20 protein-coding genes are annotated in these 19,434 nt (G+C 64.9%); 9 read left to right on the forward strand and 11 right to left on the reverse strand.

Going from position 1 to position 19,434, the window contains the following annotated elements; translation table 11 throughout:
• Positions 1-3: 3 nt before the first annotated feature.
• On the reverse strand, positions 4-1,506 hold the full coding sequence (locus B2P87_RS05975; RefSeq protein WP_141891726.1) for a malonate--CoA ligase: 1,503 nt from the start codon (positions 1,504-1,506) through the stop codon (positions 4-6).
• A gap of 94 nt (positions 1,507-1,600) precedes the next feature.
• On the opposite strand from B2P87_RS05975, the gene B2P87_RS05980 reads away from it, so the two are divergent.
• Positions 1,601-2,536 (forward strand): DMT family transporter, encoded by a 936-nt coding sequence (locus B2P87_RS05980; protein ID WP_141891725.1) that lies wholly within the window; start codon positions 1,601-1,603, stop codon positions 2,534-2,536.
• Between the two features lie 56 nt (positions 2,537-2,592).
• On the opposite strand, the gene B2P87_RS05985 is transcribed toward B2P87_RS05980, so the two are convergent.
• Positions 2,593-3,297, reverse strand: a complete 705-nt coding sequence (locus B2P87_RS05985; RefSeq protein WP_141891724.1) for an SDR family oxidoreductase — start codon at positions 3,295-3,297, stop codon at positions 2,593-2,595.
• Between the two features lie 96 nt (positions 3,298-3,393).
• On the opposite strand from B2P87_RS05985, the gene B2P87_RS05990 reads away from it, so the two are divergent.
• Positions 3,394-4,230: a LysR substrate-binding domain-containing protein gene (locus B2P87_RS05990; RefSeq protein WP_141891722.1), complete on the forward strand. Its 837-nt coding sequence runs from the start codon at positions 3,394-3,396 to the stop codon at positions 4,228-4,230.
• A 3-nt stretch (positions 4,231-4,233) separates the two neighbouring features.
• On the opposite strand, the gene B2P87_RS05995 is transcribed toward B2P87_RS05990, so the two are convergent.
• The 4 genes from B2P87_RS05995 to B2P87_RS06010 all read right to left on the reverse strand — a co-directional run bounded on the left by B2P87_RS05995 (position 4,234) and on the right by B2P87_RS06010 (position 7,384).
• Positions 4,234-4,605: an SPW repeat domain-containing protein gene (locus B2P87_RS05995; protein WP_141891721.1), complete on the reverse strand. Its 372-nt coding sequence runs from the start codon at positions 4,603-4,605 to the stop codon at positions 4,234-4,236.
• A 140-nt stretch (positions 4,606-4,745) separates the two neighbouring features.
• Entirely contained in the window at positions 4,746-5,705 is a 960-nt protein-coding gene (locus tag B2P87_RS06000; protein WP_141891720.1) for an AraC family transcriptional regulator, read from the reverse strand.
• A 134-nt stretch (positions 5,706-5,839) separates the two neighbouring features.
• Complete coding sequence (locus B2P87_RS06005; RefSeq protein ID WP_008557545.1) at positions 5,840-6,310, reverse strand: MgtC/SapB family protein; 471 nt, start codon at positions 6,308-6,310, stop codon at positions 5,840-5,842.
• A gap of 207 nt (positions 6,311-6,517) precedes the next feature.
• Positions 6,518-7,384, reverse strand: coding sequence for a branched-chain amino acid aminotransferase (locus B2P87_RS06010; RefSeq protein ID WP_141891719.1), 867 nt, complete (start codon positions 7,382-7,384; stop codon positions 6,518-6,520).
• A 163-nt stretch (positions 7,385-7,547) separates the two neighbouring features.
• Between B2P87_RS06010 and B2P87_RS06015 the strand changes: the two genes are divergently transcribed.
• From B2P87_RS06015 to dxs, 6 genes are all read left to right on the forward strand, one after another.
• The gene (locus B2P87_RS06015; protein WP_058287434.1) at positions 7,548-8,060 is read left to right on the forward strand and encodes a MarR family winged helix-turn-helix transcriptional regulator; all 513 of its coding nucleotides are present in this window, start codon (positions 7,548-7,550) and stop codon (positions 8,058-8,060) included.
• On the forward strand, positions 8,057-8,758 hold the full coding sequence (locus B2P87_RS06020; RefSeq protein WP_141891717.1) for a response regulator: 702 nt from the start codon (positions 8,057-8,059) through the stop codon (positions 8,756-8,758). Before B2P87_RS06015 ends, B2P87_RS06020 begins: the two co-directional genes overlap by 4 nt.
• Positions 8,759-8,887: 129 nt before the next feature.
• Complete coding sequence (locus B2P87_RS06025; protein WP_141891716.1) at positions 8,888-9,814, forward strand: histone deacetylase family protein; 927 nt, start codon at positions 8,888-8,890, stop codon at positions 9,812-9,814.
• A complete protein-coding gene (locus B2P87_RS06030) occupies positions 9,811-10,053 on the forward strand; it encodes an exodeoxyribonuclease VII small subunit (RefSeq protein WP_019297546.1) in 243 nt (80 codons plus the stop codon). Before B2P87_RS06025 ends, B2P87_RS06030 begins: the two co-directional genes overlap by 4 nt.
• 3 nt (positions 10,054-10,056) lie before the next feature.
• Entirely contained in the window at positions 10,057-10,941 is an 885-nt protein-coding gene (locus tag B2P87_RS06035; RefSeq protein WP_141891715.1) for a polyprenyl synthetase family protein, read from the forward strand.
• Positions 10,942-10,992: 51 nt separating this feature from the next.
• Positions 10,993-12,921, forward strand: coding sequence for a 1-deoxy-D-xylulose-5-phosphate synthase (gene dxs / locus B2P87_RS06040; protein ID WP_141891714.1), 1,929 nt, complete (start codon positions 10,993-10,995; stop codon positions 12,919-12,921).
• A 75-nt stretch (positions 12,922-12,996) separates the two neighbouring features.
• Here the strand turns inward: dxs and B2P87_RS06045 are convergent, their stop codons facing one another.
• Positions 12,997-13,866, reverse strand: a complete 870-nt coding sequence (locus B2P87_RS06045) for an SDR family oxidoreductase (protein WP_141891713.1) — start codon at positions 13,864-13,866, stop codon at positions 12,997-12,999.
• Positions 13,867-13,939: 73 nt separating this feature from the next.
• Between B2P87_RS06045 and B2P87_RS06050 the strand changes: the two genes are divergently transcribed.
• Complete coding sequence (locus tag B2P87_RS06050; RefSeq protein ID WP_141891712.1) at positions 13,940-14,575, forward strand: class I SAM-dependent DNA methyltransferase; 636 nt, start codon at positions 13,940-13,942, stop codon at positions 14,573-14,575.
• 225 nt (positions 14,576-14,800) lie between these two features.
• Here the strand turns inward: B2P87_RS06050 and B2P87_RS06055 are convergent, their stop codons facing one another.
• The 4 genes from B2P87_RS06055 to B2P87_RS06070 form a co-directional block, all read right to left on the reverse strand.
• Positions 14,801-15,598 carry a carnitinyl-CoA dehydratase gene (locus B2P87_RS06055; RefSeq protein WP_141891711.1) on the reverse strand — a complete coding sequence of 266 codons (798 nt, stop codon included), beginning with the start codon at positions 15,596-15,598 and terminating at the stop codon, positions 14,801-14,803.
• 50 nt (positions 15,599-15,648) lie between these two features.
• On the reverse strand, positions 15,649-17,679 hold the full coding sequence (locus B2P87_RS06060; RefSeq protein ID WP_141891710.1) for an acetate--CoA ligase family protein: 2,031 nt from the start codon (positions 17,677-17,679) through the stop codon (positions 15,649-15,651).
• A 242-nt stretch (positions 17,680-17,921) separates the two neighbouring features.
• Entirely contained in the window at positions 17,922-18,230 is a 309-nt protein-coding gene (locus tag B2P87_RS06065) for a SelT/SelW/SelH family protein (RefSeq protein ID WP_141891709.1), read from the reverse strand.
• A 3-nt stretch (positions 18,231-18,233) separates the two neighbouring features.
• Positions 18,234-19,397, reverse strand: a complete 1,164-nt coding sequence (locus tag B2P87_RS06070) for an acyl-CoA dehydrogenase family protein (RefSeq protein WP_141891708.1) — start codon at positions 19,395-19,397, stop codon at positions 18,234-18,236.
• Between the last annotated feature and the right edge of the window lie 37 nt (positions 19,398-19,434).

The following is a 19,434-nucleotide window of genomic DNA, read 5'->3' on the forward strand; positions in this document are numbered from 1 at the left end:
AGATTAGGCAAACAGCCCTGCGTATGCTTCGCGCAGGGCTTTCTTCTGCACCTTGCCCATGGTGTTGCGCGGCAGGGCGTCCAGCAGAATGATCTCCTTGGGCTGCTTGAATTTGGCAAGCTGGCCGGAGAGCGCGGTCTTGATCGCCTCGGCGCTGGTGCCCTCCCCCTCCGGCACCACTACGGCCACCACACCCTCGCCGAAGTCGGGGTGCGGCACGCCGATGACCGCGCTTTCCAGCACGCCGGGCAAATCATCAATCAGGCTTTCAACCTCCTTGGGATAGACATTGAACCCGCCGGTGATGATCAGATCCTTCTCGCGCCCGACGATGGTGACATAGCCATCGGCGTCGATCTTCGCCATGTCGCCGGTGATGAACCAGCCGTCCGGCTTCAGTTCCTCGGCGGTTTTCTCCGGCATCTGCCAATAGCCCTGAAACACGTTCGGCCCGCGCACTTCCAGAACGCCGATCTCTCCGGCAGGCACCTCGGCGCCATCCCGCATCACCCGCGCTTCGACACCCGGCAAAGGGAAGCCGACGGTGCCGGCCCGGCGCTCACCCTCGTAGGGGTTCGATGTGCTCATGTTGGTTTCGGTCATCCCGTAGCGTTCCAGGATGCGGTGGCCGGTGCGCGCCTGCCATTGCTCGTGGGTATCGACCAGCAGCGGCGCGGAGCCGGAGATGAACAGGCGCATGTTCGCCGCCCGCTCCCGCGTCAGCCGCGCATCCGCCAGCAGACGGGTATAGAAGGTCGGCACCCCCATCAGCGCCGTGGCCGCGGGCATCGCCTCCAGAATCGCATCCGCATCAAACCCCGGCAGGAATACCACCTGGGCGCCCGCAAACAGCGCCACATTGGTCGCCACAAACAGCCCGTGGGTGTGGAAGATCGGCAGCGCGTGGATCAGCACGTCGTCCTGGGTGAACCGCCAGCAGTCGCGCAGGGTCAGCGAGTTGGAGGCAAGGTTATCATGACTCAGCATCGCGCCCTTGGAGCGGCCGGTGGTGCCGGAGGTGTAGAGGATCGCCGCCAGATCGTCTGGCTGACGTGAAACGGGGTCAAACCCGTCCTGAGCCTCCGCCAGATCGCGCAAGCTGCCCTGCTCCGCGGCATCCAGCGTCAGAACCTGCGCCCCTCCGGCGATGGCAGTGATTTCCTCCAGCCGGGCCGGGTCGCAGACCACCACGCGCGGAGAGGCGTCGCCGGCAAAGTAAGCCACCTCCGGCCCGGTATAGGCGGTGTTGAGCGGCAGAAAGATACCGCCAGCCATGACAGTGCCCAGGTATAGCTCAATCGCCTGAATGGTTTTCTGGACCTGCACCGCCACCCGGTCGCCGGGCTGCACGCCCTGAGCTGCCAGGGCCGCTGCCATCCGCTCCGCGCCCGCAAACAGCGCGCCGAAGGTGACCGTGCCGCCGTCCGGGAGCCGGGCAAAGACATCCTCCTCGCGCCCTATGGAGGAGTCGCGCAGCTGGCGGATCAGGTGGTTGGCGTCATACATCGGCGGCTCCTTCATCTGGCGGCGCCATTTGCGCGCCTTGACCTGCCGAAATCAAGCCATTGATCTTTGCGGCGCTTGGGCGCAGGGTCGCGCCATGGCGAAATCGTTAACATCGCATCGGCCTGTGCTGGCGGTCCTGCTGAAGGTGACCGCGATTGCGCTGTTCACCGCCTTGTCGGGGATTATCAAAGCCACCTCTGAGACCGTGCCGGCAGGCGAGGCGGTGTTCTTCCGCTCCTTCTTTGCCATTCCGGTGATCGTCATCTGGCTGGCCGCGCGCAGAGAGCTTCGGCACGGGCTGGTCACGAAGAAACCGATGTTTCACGTGTGGCGCGGTCTGGTCGGAACCTCGGCGATGGGGATGACCTTCATGGGACTGGCGCTGCTGCCGCTGCCGGAGGTTACGGCCATCGGCTATGCCACGCCGATCTTCACGCTGATCCTGGCGGCGCTGTTTCTGGGAGAGACCATCCGGATGGTGCGGATCAGCGCCGTGGCCATCGGCCTCTTGGGCGTGCTGATCATGATCTGGCCCCGCCTCGGCGGCGATCTGGAGGATGGCGCCATGCTGGGCGTCCTGCTCGTGGTCGGCGCCACCGTCGCACGCGGCTTTGTGCAGATCCACATCCGCCGCATGGTGCAGTCCGAGCATACCGCGGCCATCGTGTTCTATTTCTCGCTGACCGCCTCGGGCCTCGCGCTGCTGACTGCGCCCTTCGGCTGGGTGATGCCGGATGCGCAAACCGCCGCCCTGCTGGTTGGCGCCGGGCTGGTCGGCGGGGTGGCGCAGATCCTGGTCACCTCCTCCTACCGCTTTGCCCCGGCCTCCATGCTGGCGCCTTACGACTATGCCTCGATGATCTTTGCCATCGTGATCGGCTATTTCTGGTTCGATGAATGGCCAACGCTGGTGATGCTGGCCGGCGCAGCGCTGGTGATTGCCGGCAATGTGCTGGTGATCTGGCGTGAGCACCGGCTGGGCCTGCAGCGCGGCAAGGCCCGGGCTGCGAGCAATCCAAAGGGCATCTAGCAAGGCTCTAACCAGCGCTTTTTTTGCGTTTTCACCTGCGCTGCACGCGGGCCAGCTCAGACCGCACGGGTCAGCGCACCGTCCACGCGGATGTTCTGGCCGGTGGTATAGGCGGCATCGTCTGAGGCCAGATAGGCAATCAGCGCCGAGACTTCGCGCGCCGTGCCATAACGGCCCATCGGGATGCGCGCCCTGCGGTCCTCAGTCTCCGGCAGGCTGTCGATGAAGCCCGGCAGCACATTGTTCATCCGCACGCCCTGGGCCGCGAACTTGTCGGCAAACAGCTTGGTGAAACTCGCAAGCCCCGCCCGGAACACGCCGGAGGTCGGGAACAGCGGATCCGGCTCAAACACCGCGAAGGTGGAGATGTTGATGATCGAACCATTGCCCTGTGCTGCCATGATGGGTGCCACCAGACGCGAAGGGCGGATCACGTTCATCAGGTAGTATTCCATCCCCAGATGCCAATCCTCGTCGCTGATCTCCATGATATCGCCTTTGGGCCCGTGGCCGGCCGAATTCACCAGCACGTCGATCCGCCCCCAGCGCTCCATCGCCTTGTCCACCAGCGCCTGCAGATCGCTTTGCTTTAGGTTGGAGCCGGTGTGGCCCACCCCGCCCAGGCCCTCAGCCAAAGCCTCGCCCTTGCCGGAGGAGGAGAGGATCGCAACCTCATACCCCTGTTCGTGAAGGTGGCGGGCAGCATCCGCGCCCATGCCGCTGCCTGCGGCGGTGAAGAGAGCAACTTTGGTCATGTTCATACTCCTTTGCTGGCCTTCAGAATGGCGGCTCAGCGGCCGCTTGACCAATCATGTCTCATCGCGCCAGACTGCAGGAAAACTACTGGCTGGAACCTGATGCGCCTGCCCAACCTCAATGCCCTGCGGATGTTCGACGCCGCCGCCCGCCACCTGAATTTCGGCCGCGCGGCAGAGGAGCTGCACCTGACCCAAGGCGCGGTGGCCCAGCAGGTGCGCCGGCTGGAGACGGATCTGGGCCACAAGCTGTTCCACCGCCATGCCCGCGGGCTGACCCTGACCGACACCGGGCGCAGCTACCATGCACCGGTCAGCCAGGCGCTGGCGCTGATCCGCGACGCGACCGCCACGCTGGCCCCCGCTGTACAACGGGTGACGCTGTCGGTGCCGCCGTCCTTTGCCTCGAAATGGCTGGTGCCGCGGCTGCCGGAGTTCCAGGCCCGCCATCCCGACATTGACCTGCGGGTGGTTGCGGAGGAAAGCCTGGCTGATTTCAAGCGGGATGGCATCGACATTGCCGTCCGCCAGGGCAGCAAACCGCAAGAGGGCAGGTTGAACTGTGCGCTGCTGTCGCTGGTGGATCTGGTGGCAGTCGCGAGCCCGGATCTGGCTCTGACAAAGGAAGAATCCCTGGATCTGCCGGCAATCGCCCAGCTTACGCTGATCCAGGACGGGCACCGGCACTGGGACCTCTTGCTGCGGCAGGAAGGGCTCACGGCCACTGGCCGGGTTCTGCAATTCAACCAGACCGCGCTGGCGATGGATGCGGCCGTGAACGGCCAAGGCATCGCACTGGTGCCGCGGATGTTCCTGGGCAATCAGCCGCTGGACATCCTGTGGCAGGCGCCGCGGCTGGGCGACCAAGGGTTTTACGTGCTGTGGCCCAGCGCACAGGGCCGGGCCAAAACAGTGGTGGACTGGCTGCTGCGCCAATAGGCATCAGGCGGAGGCGGCCTCGGCTTCCTCCGGCGCGCTGAGCGAAATCACCGCAACAACGGCTGCCCCGTTCAGCAGATAGAAGGCCGAATCCAGCCCGGCAAAACCGAAGATAAAGGGCGCCGCCAGAAAGGCGAGGCCAACGATCAGGTCAACGGTCAGATGCAGCTTGTAGGGCAGCACCCGGACCAGGCCGAGGTGGTGGTCGGTCAGCAGCGTCAGCACAAAGGCGGCTATGCCGGTTGCCACCGACAGCCACAGCGCCAGCGGGTTGCTTTCGCCAAGACCCAACAGAAACGGCAGCCCCATCAGGGCGGCGGCCACCGGATAATCAAGATAGGCATGAATAGTACGGGTCACGAAACGGAGGGGCATGGGTCAGGTCCTTTTTCCGGAAGTTTTCGGGCCGCCCATTCGGCGGCTCTGTCCCCAGAGTGGCGCAGACTGTCCGGACGGTGAATTTCAGCCCCTCCGGCAAACCTTGCAGATCGTTCAAACAACGGGCGTTTGGGACCTCAGGCCGCGCAATGCTGCTGCCGGTAGGCCGCGGGTGACATGCCCACTTGTTTGCGGAACACGCGGGAAAACGCCGCCTCGGAGGCATAGCCGGCAATCTCTGCCGCATCGGCCACATTCAGCCCCTGCTCTGTCAGGCCCTGGCAGGCAATCTGCATCCGCCAGCTAGTCAGGTATTGCATCGGCGTCACCGCCATCTTGGCCGCAAATTCCTGGGCAAAGGCGGTGCGGGACATGCCTGCCTCCCGCGCCAGGCCCTCGACGCTCCATTCCTTGGCAGGCGCCTTGTGGAACGCTGTCAGCGCCCGCGAGATGCGCGGGTCGGCAAACCCCGCCAGCGCCGATCCACTGGGGCTCTGAACCTCCAGATAAGCGCGGATGGCCTGGGCAAACAGCACCTCGGACAGCTTCAGCGAAATCAGGTCGCCGCCGATGCGGGCGCCCTCCACCTCGGAGCCGATCATCCGCAAGGTCGCCTCGATCCAGGCTCCGGCAGCCTCGCCGTAGTTTTCTATCACGATATAGGGCGGCAGCCGGTCGATCAGCATATGCCCGGCACCGCGCCGCCCCGGCATGGCGGCAAAGGAGAAATGGCCGCAGATCAGCTGGGTATCGCGCACCTCCTCCGCGCCGCCGTAAACCAGCACCCCGCCGCCGTCATAGCCTGCATCCTCCAGCACCTGCTCCAGCGGCAGCGCCTCCGGCGGCTGCACCTCGTTGCACAGCAGCATATGGGCCGCGCCATGCGGGATCAGCACCAGATCGCCCTGCTTCAACCGCAGCGTCTCGCCGCTCGCCGGCACATGCACGTTCAGCTCGCCCCGCTGCACAAAATGAAACCGCGCGACGTTTTCGTAGTCCGGCACCTGGATCCCGAACGGCGGGGTGAAGGAGGTGCGGAAGTAAAGCGTCCCCTTGAGGGACAGCCGGGTGAGGATATCGCTGAGCAGGTCCAACATGGCCCTGATGTTAGGCGTCTGGCATCCGCCGTCCATGGTCCCGGACGATCTGCAAGGGAATGTGAACGATCAGACGCAGCCTTGCCAAGGCCAAGGGGAGCGGCATTGCCCTGGAAACCCGTTCCTGCGCGCAGTCAGTCGTGAAAGTCCGGCCGGTCCTTTCTGCCGCGGTTGGTCATCAGACGGCTCATCGCGAGGATGCCAGCGGCACCCAGCGCCAGCAGCACCGCGTGGACATAATACCCAAGTCCCGAGGCCATGCCGACACCTCCGGCCACCCACAGGCTGGCTGCGGTCGCCATGCCCCCGACCCGCTCATCCCCCTGGATGATCGCCCCGGCACCGAGAAAGCCGATCGCCCCGACAAGCCCCTGCATGATCCGGGTCGGATCAGCGCCCATTTCAAGCGCCAGCGCCTCCATCGACATTTCCATGGTGATTAGCGTGAAACCTGCCGCCCCAAGCGAAACGATCATATAGGTCCGCATGCCCACCTTGCGGTGCCGCAGCTCCCGGTCCAGCCCCAGAAGCGCCCCGGCAGCAGCGGCGCAAACCAGCCGCAGGACCAGCTCAAGATAACTTACATAGGCAATGCTCAGGTCCATCGCGTTCCTGCTCCTTCGTATCGGGCCGAGCCTGCAGCCGGCCTGGAATGACTTTTCTGCAATAGCCCCGTTTATGGCACAGTCCCGGAAAATGTGCAGGAAAATGGCAAAGGACGCTATGTTCTGTGACATGCAGCCTGCGGCCGCAGCCGCAAAGAAAAACCCCCGCCACACGGGCGGGGGTTTTCAATCAGACCTGCAGTGCGCTTACGCCCGGACCAGCTTCTCGTAGTCCTCAGCGATCTCGCGGGTCAGGTCGCCAACTTCAAAGGTATAGTCACCAATCTGCCCGACCGGGGTCACTTCGGCGGCGGTGCCCGTCAGCCAGCACTGCTCAAAGCCTTCCATCTCCTCCGGCATGATGTGGCGCTCATGCACGGTGACGCCCTTGTCCTTGAGCATCTGGATCACGGTCTGCCGGGTCAGGCCATTCAGGAAGCAATCCGGCAGCGGCGTATGCACCTCGCCATCCTTCACGAAAAAGATGTTGGCGCCGGTCGCCTCCGCCACATAGCCGCGGTAGTCCATGAACAGCGCATCCGAGCAGCCCTTGGCCTCGGCCTTGTGCTTGGAGATGGTGCAGATCATGTAAAGGCCCGCCGCCTTGGCATGCACCGGGATGGTCTCCGGGCTGGGCCGCTTCCACTCCGCGATGTCGAGCTTGGCGCCTTGCATCTTGGCATCGCCGTAATAGGCGCCCCAGCCCCAGACCGCGATGGCCATCCGCACCGGATTGCGGGCCGAGGCGACCCCCATATCCTCTCCCGCGCCGCGCCAGACCAGCGCGCGCACATAGGCGTCCTGCAGACCGGAGGCCTTCAGCGTCTCTTCTTTTGCTGCCTCGATCTGGTCGACGGTATAGGGCATCGGCATGTCCAGCGCCTTGGCCGAGGCGACCAGCCGCTCGGAATGCTCCCGGCTCTTGAAGATCTTGCCGTTATAGGCGCGTTCGCCCTCAAACACGGAAGACGCATAATGCATCGCATGGGTCAGGATATGCACCTTGGCATCCCGCCAGTCGACCAGCTCCCCATCCATCCAGATCACTCCGTCGCGGTCGTCATAACCAGCCATGCCGCACCCTCCTGAAACTCTGCGGTGATTTTCGATAATTGCGCAAACTGCGACCGGTCCGGACACAATATTGCGTCAAAGCTGGGATTCGATACATCTTCACTCTTGGAATGTCAACAACACTGACATAAACTGACCGGCAAGACAAACGAGGGGGCACCGAATGCCTGAAGGCCGGACAGGGCAGGGTTACAGCGGCGAAAGCCTGCTGTTTCTGACAGATGAGCAGCTGCGCCAGGGGATCGAGGCGATGTTCTTTGCCTATCGCGGCTTTACCGCCGATCCGGACCGGATCCTTGCGGAACTGTCATACGGCCGGGCGCACCACCGCGCGATCCATTTCATCAACCGCTCGCCCGGCACCACGGTGAACAATCTGCTAAGTATTCTGGGCGTCACCAAGCAATCTCTGAACCGGGTGCTGCGGACCCTGATCGGCGACGGCCTGGTCGAAAGCAAGGTGGGCGAGCTGGATAAGCGCGAACGCCACCTCTACCTGACCGATCAGGGCGCCGCGCTGGAGGCCACCCTGTCGGACGCCCAGCGCGCCCGGATGCGCGCCGCCTACAAGGACGCAGGCCCCGAGGCGGTGCAGGGTTTCAAGAAGGTGCTGGAAGCGATGATGGACGCCGACATGCGCCGCGCCTATGCCAAGCTGCGCGAAACGGGTGCATGAGCATGCATGACGCCCATCTGCTGATCGTGGACGATGATGAGCGCATCCGCGGCCTCTTGAAGAAGTTCCTGATGCGCTCGGGCTTTTTGGTGACCGCGGCACGCGATGCGGCCCATGCCCGGCGGGTGCTGGCGGGGCTGGATTTCGATCTGATCATCATGGATGTGATGATGCCGGGCGAGGACGGCATCTCGCTGACCCAATCCCTGCGCGAAACCATGTCCACCCCGATCCTGCTGCTGACCGCCAGGGGCGAGACCGAAGACCGGATCGCCGGGCTGGAGGCCGGCGCGGACGATTATCTGCCGAAACCCTTTGAACCGAAGGAGCTTCTGCTGCGGGTGAACGCCATATTGCGGCGGATGCCCGACACCGTGGCGCAGGAGGCCGCGCCCAAGGTGCTGCACCTCGGCGCCATCCGCTACGACATCGAGCGCGGCGAGATGTGGCAGGGCGATGAGCTGATCCGCCTCACCGGCACCGAAAGCCAGCTGATGAAAATCTTCTCGGCCCAGCCCGGCGAGCCGGTCTCCCGCACCAAGCTGGTCGAGGACCTGGGCCGCGACCGCGGCCAGGCGCAGGAACGCGCGGTGGACGTGCAGATCACCCGGCTGCGCCGCAAGATCGAGCCGAATCCCAAGCAGCCGCAGTATCTGCAGACGGTGCGCGGGGCGGGTTACATGCTGGCACCGGATTAACGCATTCCCGGTTCCTTCTTCTGGCCCAAAATATCCCGGGGTCCGGGGCAGCGCCCCGGGTTTCCCCTTGCAGCCAAAGGCCGCCGCCCCCTAGGGTCGCGCCAAGCCCGGCCGCAGGAGGAACGCTGAATGACAACCGCTCTGATCACCCACGCGGACTGCCTGAACCACGTGACCCCGGACGGCCACCCCGAACGGGTTGCCAGGCTGGAGCACATCCTGCACGCGCTGGAGCCACTGGACCTGAGGCGCGTGACAGCCCCGATGGCCGCGGAGGATGACATTCTCCGCATCCACCCCGCGTCGTACCTCTCGGACCTGCGCAGGGCCTCCCCGGCAGAAGGCTGGGCACAGATTGACGGCGACACCTTCCTGTCCCCCGGATCAATGGATGCAGCCTTCCGCGCGGCGGGGGCAGTGGTGCGCGGCGTCGGCATGGTGCTGGGCGGCGAGGTGCAGAACGCCTTTGCCGCGGTGCGCCCGCCGGGGCATCACGCGGAAACAGACACTGCAATGGGCTTCTGCCTGTTCGGCAATGCGGCGCTGGCCGCCAAGCACGCGCTGGACCATCACGGCCTCAAACGGGTAGCCGTGGTGGACTTTGACGTCCATCACGGCAACGGCACCCAGGACCTGCTGTGGGATGAGCCGCGCGCGCTTGTGATCACCAGCCAGCAAATGCCGCTCTGGCCCGGCTCCGGCCGCCCGGACGAGGACGGCGCCCATGGCCAGATCCTCAACCTGCCGCTGGCGCCGGGATCGGGCCGGGCAGAAATGCAGGCAGCCTATGAGGGCCAGGCCTTCCCGCGCCTGCGCGCCTTCAAACCGGAGCTGATCATCATCTCCGCAGGCTTTGACGCCCATCAGGACGATCCTCTTGCCAGCCTCAACTGGACCACCGCGGATTTCGCTTGGCTCACCGCGGAACTGTGCAAGCTTGCCAGTGAGCTGTGCCAGGGCCGTATCGTCTCGACTTTGGAAGGCGGATATGATCTGAACGCGCTGGCCGCGGCAACCCGCGCGCATGTGGAAGAACTGATAAAGGCACCGGCATGACTGAGACCCCCGTAGACCAGATGAGCTTTGAACAGGCAATGCGTGAGCTGGAAGGCGTGGTGGACCAGCTGGAGCGCGGCGATGTGGCGCTGGATGCGTCGATTGCGCTTTACGAGCGCGGCGCGGCGCTGAAGAAACGCTGCGAGGACGAGCTGAAACGCGCCGAGGAAAAGGTGGCCGCCATCACGCTCGACGCCAACGGCACCCCCAAGGGCACCCAGCCGCTGGACGCCGGCTGAGCCATGAGCGCCGCCGCAGACACCCGGACGCGCCCCTTTGCGGAGGCGCTGAAAGACGCGCAAACCCGCATCACCGCGCATATGGAGGCACGGCTGGCGGGCAGCGACGACCTGCACGCCGCGATGCGCTATGCCATCACTGGCGGCAAAATGCTGCGCGGATTCCTCGTGCTGGAAAGCGCCCGCTTGCACGGTGTTCCGGCGGAGGCCGCGATCGAGGCCGCGCTCGCCATCGAATGCATCCACGCCTACTCACTGGTGCATGACGACCTGCCCTGCATGGACGACGACGACCTGCGCCGCGGCCAGCCCACCGTGCACCGGAAATGGGATGAGGCAATGGCGGTGCTGGCGGGCGACAGCCTGCAGAGTTTCGCCTTCGAGCTGCTGGCAGATCCCAGTGTGGGGCCCCATGCGCTGACTCTGATCCGCGGGCTGGCGCAATCGTCCGGCAAGGATGGTATGGTGTCGGGCCAGATGCTTGATATTGCGGCCGAAACCGCAAATGGTCCGCTGACGCTAGAGCAAATCACCCGGCTGCAGGGCCGCAAGACCGGCTGCCTGATTGAATGGTCCGCCACCGCCGGCGCAGTTCTGGCCGGGGCAGACCCGGCACCGTTGAGGCAATACGCAAGCGCCTTGGGACTTGCCTTCCAAATCGCCGACGACATCTTGGATGTGGAAGGGGATGCCGCAAAGGTGGGCAAAGCCGTGCGCAAGGACGCAGATGCCGGCAAGGCCACCTTTGTCTCGCTCCTGGGGCTGGCAGAGGCGAAAGCCCGCGCGCAGACCCTGTGTGACGAGGCCTGCGCCGCGCTCTCACTTTATGGTGAGGATGCCGAAACCTTGAAGGAAGCCGCGCGTTTCGTTATTGCGCGCGACAGCTAACCCCGCGCGCCACGCCCCGGCACCCCGCCCGGCGCAGCCCAAGGAGACACCATGCCCGACCGGCCCAAGACCCCGCTTCTGGATCAGATCACGCGCCCCGCGGATCTGAAGGGGCTGACGGATGCGCAGCTGGTGCAAGTCGCGCACGAACTGCGGCAGGAAACCATTTCCGCGGTTTCCGTCACCGGCGGCCATCTGGGCGCGGGCCTTGGCGTGGTTGAGCTGACCACCGCGCTGCACGCGGTATTCGACACACCGCGGGACAAGGTGATCTGGGACGTGTCCCACCAGTGCTACCCGCACAAGATCCTGACCGGGCGCCGCGACCGCATCCGCACCCTGCGGATGAAGGACGGGCTCAGCGGTTTCACCAAACGCTCCGAGTCGCCTTATGACCCGTTCGGCGCCGCCCACAGCTCCACCTCGATCAGTGCCGCGCTTGGCTTTGCCGTCGCGCGCGACCTGGGCGGTGTGATCCCCGAGGGCAACGGGGACGCCATCGCAGTGATCGGCGATGGCTCGATGTCGGCCGGCATGGCGTTTGAGGCGATGAACAACGCAGGCCATCTGGGCAAGCGGCTGTTCGTGATCCTCAACGACAACGAGATGTCGATTGCCCCGCCGGTGGGCGCGCTGTCGTCCTATCTGTCCCGCCTCTACGCGGGCGAGCCGTTCCAGGAGCTGAAGGCGGCTGCCAAAGGCGCGGTCTCGCTGTTGCCGGAACCGTTCCGCGAAGGCGCCAAACGCGCCAAGGATATGCTCAAGGGCATGGCGGTCGGCGGCACGATGTTCGAAGCGCTCGGCTTCTCATACCTCGGCCCCATCGACGGCCACGACATGGACCAGCTGCTGCCGGTCCTGCGCACCGTCAAGGCGCGGGCGACCGGCCCGATCCTGATCCATGTGCTCACCAAGAAGGGCAAGGGCTACGGACCTGCTGAGCGCGCCCGCGACAAGGGCCACGCAACCGCCAAGTTCGATATGGTGACTGGCGAGCAGAAAAAGGCGCCCTCCAACGCGCCCTCCTACACTTCGGTCTTCGGCAATGAGCTGGTCAAGCTGGCCGCCAAGGACGACAAGATCTGCGCCGTCACCGCGGCGATGCCAGATGGCACCGGCCTCAGCCTGATGGCCGAACGCTACCCCTCGCGCTGCTTTGACGTGGGCATCGCAGAACAGCACGGCGTCACCTTTGCCGCGGCGCTGGCCGCGGGCGGAATGAAGCCGTTCTGCGCGATGTATTCCACCTTCCTGCAGCGCGGCTACGATCAGGTCGTGCACGACGTGGCGATCCAGCGCCTGCCGGTGCGCTTTGCCATCGACCGCGCAGGGTTGGTCGGTGCTGATGGCGCCACCCATGCCGGCAGCTTCGACATTGCCTTTATGGCCAACCTGCCGGGCATGGTTGTGATGGCCGCTGCGGATGAGGCGGAACTCGCCCATATGGTCGCCACCGCCGCAGCCTATGACGACGGCCCCATCGCCTTCCGCTACCCGCGCGGTGAGGGCGAAGGTGTCGACATGCCCGAAACCCCGGAAGTACTGGAAATCGGCAAGGGGAGGATGGTCCAGCAGGGCAAGCGCGTTGCGCTTTTGTCCTTCGGTACCCGGCTGGGCGAGGTCAAAAAGGCCGCCGAAGCGCTGGCGGCCAAGGGCATCACGCCCACCATCGCCGACGCCCGCTTTGCCAAGCCGCTGGACCGCGATCTGATCCTGCAGCTGGCCGCGGACCACGAGGCGCTGATCACCATCGAGGAAGGCGCAGTCGGCGGTTTCGGCTCGCATGTCGCGCAGCTTCTGGCAGAGGAAGGCGTTTTTGACAACGGGCTCAAGTACCGCTCGATGGTGTTGCCCGATACCTTTATCGACCAGGCCAGCCCGGCGGACATGTACGAGGTGGCCGCGATGAACGCCCCGCAGATCGAGGCCAAGGTGCTGCAGGTTCTGGGCGTCGCGACGATTGGCGAAAAGCGGGCCTAACTGGCTTCATCCCAAGGCGGAAGCCTGTGTAGGCAGGCTTAGACCGGGGGCTGCAAGTGCAGGCGGCCTTTGTCCTTAAACCCCCGGCGGTTCCGCCGGCGGCACAAAGCTTTCCATGTCCTCGGCCTCCAGCACCGCCCGCAGCCCCTCGCGGTAGGTCGGATACAGCAGGTCCACCCCCAGCTCATCCTTGATACGCCAGTTCCGCACCCGCTTGTTCTCACCATAGAAGCTGCGCGCCATCGGGGTCATGCCCGCCTCGTCAAACGGCACCTCGGCAGGCATGGGCAAACCCAGCAGTTCCGCGGCATGGCCCAGCACATCCTGCGGCGGGGCCGGATCATCGTCGCAGACGTTGTAGATCGCCCCCGGCCGAGGCTGCGCGATGGAGGCCGCGAGCACCTGGGCGATATCGTCCACATGGATGCGGGAAAACACCTGCCCCGGCTTGATGATCCGCCGCGCCTTGCCCGCCATCAGCTTGGCAAAGGGGCCGCGGCCGGGGCCATAGATACCGGCCAGGCGGAAGATATGCAGGGGCAGACCGGGAATCGCCTGCCATTGCGCCTCCGCCAGGGCCCGCCAGTCGCCGCGCTGGCTGGAGGGAGTGACCGGCGTGTCCTCATCGACCCAGGCGCCGTCGTGGTGGCCGTAAACCGCGGTGGTGGACAGGTAGCCCACCCATTCCAGACCGGGAGCAGCGGCAATCCTGCTGCCGATCGCCGCCAGCACCGGGTCGCCTTCCGCATTCGGCCCGATCGAATTCAGGATATGCGTTACCCCGTCCAGCGGCACCTCTTGCCCGGGCCAGGTGATCATCTCCACGCCATCGGCCTCCACGGGATCCCGCGAGGTTCCGATAACCCTCCAGCCGTCCGCCTGCAGTCGCGGCGCAAGCGCCCGGGCGGTATAGCCAAATCCAAGACAAAGCAGTGTTCTTCCCATGGCACCTAGATGCGTTGGCGGTGGCCGGGGTGCAAGGGTTGATTCGAATCTCCCAAGCGACTTTGATGGCCCGATGAAAAAGCAAGCACCGGGATTGACCGATGCCTATACGCTGAGCACGCCTGAGGAATCACGGCGGCTCTATGCGGACTGGGCCGGCACATACGACCAGGACTTCGCCGCCGGTCAGGATTACCTGCTGCCCGCACAAACTGCCAAGGCCTTTGCCGCCGCCGGCGGCGAGGGCCCGGTGCTGGACGCCGGCGCAGGCACCGGCCTTTGCGGCCAGGCGCTGCGGGCACTTGGGATCGAACCCGTCGACGCCACTGACATCAGCGCTGCGATGCTGGCCGAAGCCCTGCGCAAGGACGCCTACCGCGACGTGATCGAGGCCGACCTGATGGAGGGCATCCCGGTTCCGCGCGGTTCCTACCGCGGTGTGGTGTCCTCCGGCACTTTCACCCACGGCCACCTCGGCCCAGAGGTGCTGCCTGCCCTGCTGCGCGTGGCCGCGCCCGATGCCTGGTTTGCGCTGTCGGTGAACGCAAAGTTCTACGAAAAGGCGGGATTTGCTGACGCCTTCGACCGGCTGCTGCGCGGGCAATGGATCAGGAACCTGACCCTGCCCGAAGTGCAGATCTACGGCCTAGGTGCCACCGGCGCGCACAAGAACGACACCGCGCTTATCACCTTGTTTCAGAAAGTGTAGCCCCTGCCGTTTGCACAGGGTCAAGGGAGGCGCAGCCTCCGCGCGGCACGCGCGGCTTGCCCTTGAGGCTGTGCTGACGGATCACAAAATCGGACTGGCTGCTTGAGGAGCAGACCTGCTCCTCAAGAGCTTCTCAGCGAATGGATTGCGCCGCGCCAAGCGCGGCGCCCGGCCCAACTGTGCAGGGGCATCTTCAGATGTCCCGCAACTGGCGGGAGTACCGCGTCAGCGCCCCTTCCAGACCGGATCGCGCTTTTCAGCGAAGGCGCGGGCGCCTTCCAGGTTGTCCTCGGAACCATAGAGCACGTCCACGGTTTTCAGCTGCCTCCGGGTGATCCGGTTCATCGCGTCCTGGAACTTGCTGTCCTCGGCATCGCGCACGATCTCCTTGATCGCCGCATACACCAGCGGCGGGCCGGAGGCGAGCAGCCGCGCCAGCTCCCAGGCGCGGTCCATCAGCTGATCCGCCGCCACGATCTCATTCACCAGGCCCCAGCGGTTGGCCTCTTCGGCATCGAACCAGCGCCCGGTCAGCAGTAGCTCCATGGCGATGTGATAGGGGATGCGTTTGGGGAGTTTCACGCTGGCCGCATCCGCAACGGTGCCGGAGCGGATTTCCGGCAGCGCAAAGGTGGCGTGATCGGCAGCGATGATCATGTCGGCCGACAGCGCCAGCTCCAGCCCGCCGCCGCAGGCGATCCCGTTCACAGCGGCAATCACCGGCTTGTTCATATCGCGCAGCTCCTGCAGCCCGCCAAAACCGCCGACGCCGTAATCGCCATCCACCGCATCACCGTCAGCCGCTGCCTTCAGGTCCCAGCCCGGGCAAAAGAACTTTTCGCCGCCGCCGGTCAGGATCGCCACGCGCAGTTCCGGATCATCGCGGAAATCGCGGAACACCTCGCCCATCACCCGGCTGGTTTTCAGATCAATGGCATTGGCCTTGGGCCGGTCCAGGGTCACTTCCAGAATGGCGCCGTCACGGCGGGTTTTCACGGGGCTGTTCTCGGGGCTGTCGCTCATCTCATCTCCTCCTGGCATGGGACATGCCGTTCTGTTTCCGGGCCAAAGCCCTAGTATTTCCGCCGCATCAGCGCGTCTGCGGCCACCGCATCCGCCGGCGTGCACAAAAGCGGGTTGATCTCGATCTCCTCCAGCCCCAGCGCGTTTTCCATGACATAGGCTTCGACGGCGCGGACGGCACGCAGGATCGCCTCGCGGTCTGCCGCCGGGGCGCCGCGGTAGCCATCCAGCAGTTTTGCGATGCGCAGCGACTGGAGCGCCGCTTCGATGTCCGCATCGGAAGCGGGCAGAAGGAAGGACGCGCTGTCCTCCATCAGCTCAGTCAAAGTGCCGCCCGCCGCCAGCGTCATGACAAAGCCATGCGCCGGGTCCTTGACCACGCCGATCAGCAGCTCGGCCACCGCGCCGGCAACCATTTCCTCGACAAGAAAGCGCGACGCGGGCATGCTGAAGGCGGCATCGCTCACTTCCTGGCCGGAGTTCAGGTTCAGCACCACAGCCCCCGCTTCAGTCTTGTGCGCGACGCCTTCGCCCTTCAGCACCACCGGGAAGCCGACATCGACCGCCACCGCACGGGCATTGGTGGCAGAGGCCGCCCGTTTGGACCGGGGAACACGCAACCCGTAGCTTGCCAGTTGCCACTTGGCATCGGCTTCGGGCACCAGATCCGGCTCTACAGCCGGCGTCGGCAGCAGCAGCGGCACAGGTGTTTCCGGCAGCGGCAGGCTGGCGGCCTCACAGGCGGCAATCGCTTCGCTCAGGCCGCAGAAAGGCACTACGCCTGCTTCCATCAGCCGGGCCGCCACGGCCTCCGGCAGCAGTTCCGGCAGAGTGGCGACGAGGCCGACATTGGCCCCGGTCCGCTCGCGCGAACCGATGGCGGCCTGAATGGTGCACTCCCAGTCCGATGCATCGCAGCGGTCCTCGCGCGGGAAGTCGACGATCAGCATGGTCATCGCCAGCTGCGGATCCATCATGGCCGAGAAGGCTTTGGTCATCGCCTCGCTGTCGCGCCAGATATAAGTGTGGTAGTCGAGCGGGTTCGCCAATGCCACCATCGGCCCAAGCGCGTTGCGCAGGTCGGTTTTCTGGCGGTCATTCAGGGGCGGAAACACGACGTTGCGGGGGTGGCCGGTGTCCGCCGCCAGGCTGGCCTCCCCGCCAGAGCAGCTGATTGTCGCGATGCGGTTCGAAGGCAGCCGCCCCGTCACATGCAGCAGCTTCAAGGTCTCCAGAAAAGATGGCAGATCCTCGAGACGCGGAATGCCGAGGCGAGCGAGCAAAGCCCCCGCCCCCGCATCACCGCCCGCAAGCGAGGCGGTATGGGAAACCGTTGCAGCCCGGGCCTCAGCCGATTTGCCGACCTTCAGTGCGACAATCGGCTTACCCAGCTCGCGGGCGCGGGCAGCCAGCGCCTCAAACGCACGCAGATCGCCAAAGCCCTCGATATGCAGACCCAGCGCAGTGACGCGGTCGTCTTCCAGCAGCGCCTCGCCAATGGCGGCAATACCCGACTGCGCCTGGTTGCCAGCGGTGACCACATAGGCCAGCGGCAGCCCGCGCTTCTGCATGGTAAGGTTGATGGCGATGTTGGAGCTTTGGGTGACCAGGGCCACGCCTTTCTCCGCCCGCTGCCCGCCATGCTGGTCCGGCCACAACAACGCACCGTCCAGATAGTTGATGAAGCCATAGCAATTGGGACCGAGAAACGGCATCTCCCCCGCCGCGTCCAGAAGCTGCGCCTGCAGGTTCGCGCCTTCAGCGTCCTCGGCCGCGGCCTCCAGAAAGCCGGACGCAAAGCACACCGCCCCGCCGGCGCCGCGGGCCGACAGCGCCCGTACCACTTCGATTGTGGCAAAGCGGTTCACCCCGATAAAGGCCGCGTCCGGCGCCTCCGGCAGGCTGTCCGCGTCCTTGAAGGCAGGCAGGCCCGCGACGTCTTCGGCCTTGGGATGGACCGGCCAGATGGCGCCGTCGAACCCCATCTTCCGGCACTGCTCAATCACCAGGCGGCACCACGCGCCGCCGCCGATCACAGCTATGGATTTGGGACGGAAAAGGCGGGAAAGGTCGCGTGTCATACTATAGCGGTTCCGCTGGTTGAGAGTTCGGAAGCCTCCGGCGGGGATATTTTCAGCCAGAAGAAGCACATGGTTTTATTAACCAGAAGCGGCAACGCTGGTTGCGCGGTACAGGCGGGGACGCCGATGACCGCGCCAGGAGAAGCCCCCCGGTTGCGGCGCTGCCCTCCGGGGGCTGGATCTGGTTTCATTCTTCTTCTGGCCTTCAAATATCCTCGCCGAAGGCGAAAAACTGCCGGGTTTCAAGGTGCAGGCCGGTCGAGATGGCCCAGATCCCGGTCCGGGTCAATCCGGTCGCGCACGCGGGTCTTCAGCTCTTTCGCATCCGGAAAGCCGCCGTCCCGCTTGCGGTCCCAGACCAGTTCCTTGTCAACATGGATTTCGAAGATCCCGCCCGTGTCTCCGGGAACCAGTGTCACCCCGCCCAAGGTGCCCTGGAAGGTCTGCAGCAGCTCCTGCGCCATCCAGCCGGCCCGCAGCAGCCAGTTGCAGCCGGTGCAGTAGGTAATGGTAACGGTAGGTTTCTCTGGGGGTTTCCCGGACCCGGTCATGGATCAGCCTCCGACGGCGCGCAGCATCTCGCGGCTGATGATGTGCCGCTGGATTTCACTGGTGCCTTCCCAGATACGCTCCACCCGCGCGTCGCGCCAGATGCGTTCCAGCGGCAGTTCATCCATCAGCCCCATGCCGCCGTGAATCTGGATCGCCTCATCGGCGACAAAGGCCAGCATCTCGGTTGCCTTCAGCTTGGCCATCGACATGTCGGCCTCAGTCACAGTGCCCTGATCGAACTTCCAGCCAGCTTCCCAGGTCAGGAGGTTCGCCGCCTTCAGCTCCAACGCCATGTCGGCCAGCTTGAAGGAAATGCCCTGGAACTTGCCGATCTGCTGGCCGAACTGCTTGCGCTCGGCGGCGTATTCCACCGAGTGTTGCAGTGCGCGCTCAGCACGTCCCAGGCAGGTGGCGGCCACTTGCAGGCGGGTGGCGCCCAGCCAGGTGTTGGCAACCTCGAACCCTTTGTCCGCCTCACCCAGAATGGCAGAGGACGGCAGGCGGCAATCGTCAAACTCCAGCACCGAGTTTGTATAGCCGCGGTGGCTGACGTTGCCGTAGCCGTCGCGCACCTCAAATCCCGGCGTGCCCTTGTCGACGAAGAAGGCGGTGATCTTCTTCTTGGGCCCGCGCGGCGTGTCCTCGACCCCGGTGGCCATGAAGCAGATGGCGAAATCGGCAATGTCCGCGTGGCTGATGAAATGCTTGGTGCCGTTCAGGATCCAGTCATCGCCATCCTTGCGCGCAGTCGCCTTCATGCCGCGCAGGTCGGAACCTGCATCCGGCTCTGTCATCGCGAGGCAATCCCATTTCTCTCCCTTCATGCAGGGAAACAGGTACTTTTCTTTCTGCTCCTGTGTGCCGGCCAGCAGGATATTCGACGGGCGCGCAACGCCGGTCCAGTGCAGCGCGTAATTGGCACGGCCCAGTTCCTTTTCGTACATCAGCCAGGTCAGGGTATCGAGGCCGGCACCGCCCACCTCCTCGGGCATGTTGGCCGCATAGAGCCCGGCTTCCATCGCCTTCTTCTGCACATCGCGGATCACATCCATGTCCAAATGGCCAGTGCGCTCGATCTCCGCCTCATGCGGATAGAGCTCCTTTTCCACAAAGGCGCGGGTGGTTTCGACGATCATAGACTGTTCTTCGGTCATCCCGAACTGCATGGCGGTCTTCCTTGGCAAATCTGTTGCGGATCAGAGT

The organism is Leisingera sp. UBA4491, assembly GCF_002388965.1.
GTDB classification, from domain to species: Bacteria; Pseudomonadota; Alphaproteobacteria; order Rhodobacterales; family Rhodobacteraceae; genus Leisingera; species Leisingera aquaemixtae.

Bases quoted from the DNA above. Each gene is read 5' to 3' on its own strand.
- B2P87_RS06050 (WP_141891712.1), top strand. From the start codon at position 13,940: ATGAAAAAGCAAGCACCGGGATTGACCGATGCCTATACGCTGAGCACG.
- B2P87_RS06070 (WP_141891708.1), bottom strand. From the start codon at position 19,397: ATGCAGTTCGGGATGACCGAAGAACAGTCTATGATCGTCGAAACCACC.
- dxs (WP_141891714.1), top strand. From the start codon at position 10,993: ATGCCCGACCGGCCCAAGACCCCGCTTCTGGATCAGATCACGCGCCCC.
- B2P87_RS06005 (WP_008557545.1), bottom strand. From the start codon at position 6,310: ATGGACCTGAGCATTGCCTATGTAAGTTATCTTGAGCTGGTCCTGCGG.
- B2P87_RS05995 (WP_141891721.1), bottom strand. From the start codon at position 4,605: ATGCCCCTCCGTTTCGTGACCCGTACTATTCATGCCTATCTTGATTAT.
- B2P87_RS06060 (WP_141891710.1), bottom strand. From the start codon at position 17,679: ATGACACGCGACCTTTCCCGCCTTTTCCGTCCCAAATCCATAGCTGTG.
- B2P87_RS06030 (WP_019297546.1), top strand. From the start codon at position 9,811: ATGACTGAGACCCCCGTAGACCAGATGAGCTTTGAACAGGCAATGCGT.
- B2P87_RS06020 (WP_141891717.1), top strand. From the start codon at position 8,057: ATGAGCATGCATGACGCCCATCTGCTGATCGTGGACGATGATGAGCGC.
- B2P87_RS06025 (WP_141891716.1), top strand. From the start codon at position 8,888: ATGACAACCGCTCTGATCACCCACGCGGACTGCCTGAACCACGTGACC.
- B2P87_RS06010 (WP_141891719.1), bottom strand. From the start codon at position 7,384: ATGGCTGGTTATGACGACCGCGACGGAGTGATCTGGATGGATGGGGAG.
- B2P87_RS06055 (WP_141891711.1), bottom strand. From the start codon at position 15,598: ATGAGCGACAGCCCCGAGAACAGCCCCGTGAAAACCCGCCGTGACGGC.
- B2P87_RS06065 (WP_141891709.1), bottom strand. From the start codon at position 18,230: ATGACCGGGTCCGGGAAACCCCCAGAGAAACCTACCGTTACCATTACC.
- B2P87_RS05990 (WP_141891722.1), top strand. From the start codon at position 3,394: ATGCGCCTGCCCAACCTCAATGCCCTGCGGATGTTCGACGCCGCCGCC.
- B2P87_RS05985 (WP_141891724.1), bottom strand. From the start codon at position 3,297: ATGAACATGACCAAAGTTGCTCTCTTCACCGCCGCAGGCAGCGGCATG.
- B2P87_RS06015 (WP_058287434.1), top strand. From the start codon at position 7,548: ATGCCTGAAGGCCGGACAGGGCAGGGTTACAGCGGCGAAAGCCTGCTG.
- B2P87_RS05975 (WP_141891726.1), bottom strand. From the start codon at position 1,506: ATGTATGACGCCAACCACCTGATCCGCCAGCTGCGCGACTCCTCCATA.
- B2P87_RS05980 (WP_141891725.1), top strand. From the start codon at position 1,601: ATGGCGAAATCGTTAACATCGCATCGGCCTGTGCTGGCGGTCCTGCTG.
- B2P87_RS06035 (WP_141891715.1), top strand. From the start codon at position 10,057: ATGAGCGCCGCCGCAGACACCCGGACGCGCCCCTTTGCGGAGGCGCTG.
- B2P87_RS06000 (WP_141891720.1), bottom strand. From the start codon at position 5,705: ATGTTGGACCTGCTCAGCGATATCCTCACCCGGCTGTCCCTCAAGGGG.
- B2P87_RS06045 (WP_141891713.1), bottom strand. From the start codon at position 13,866: ATGGGAAGAACACTGCTTTGTCTTGGATTTGGCTATACCGCCCGGGCG.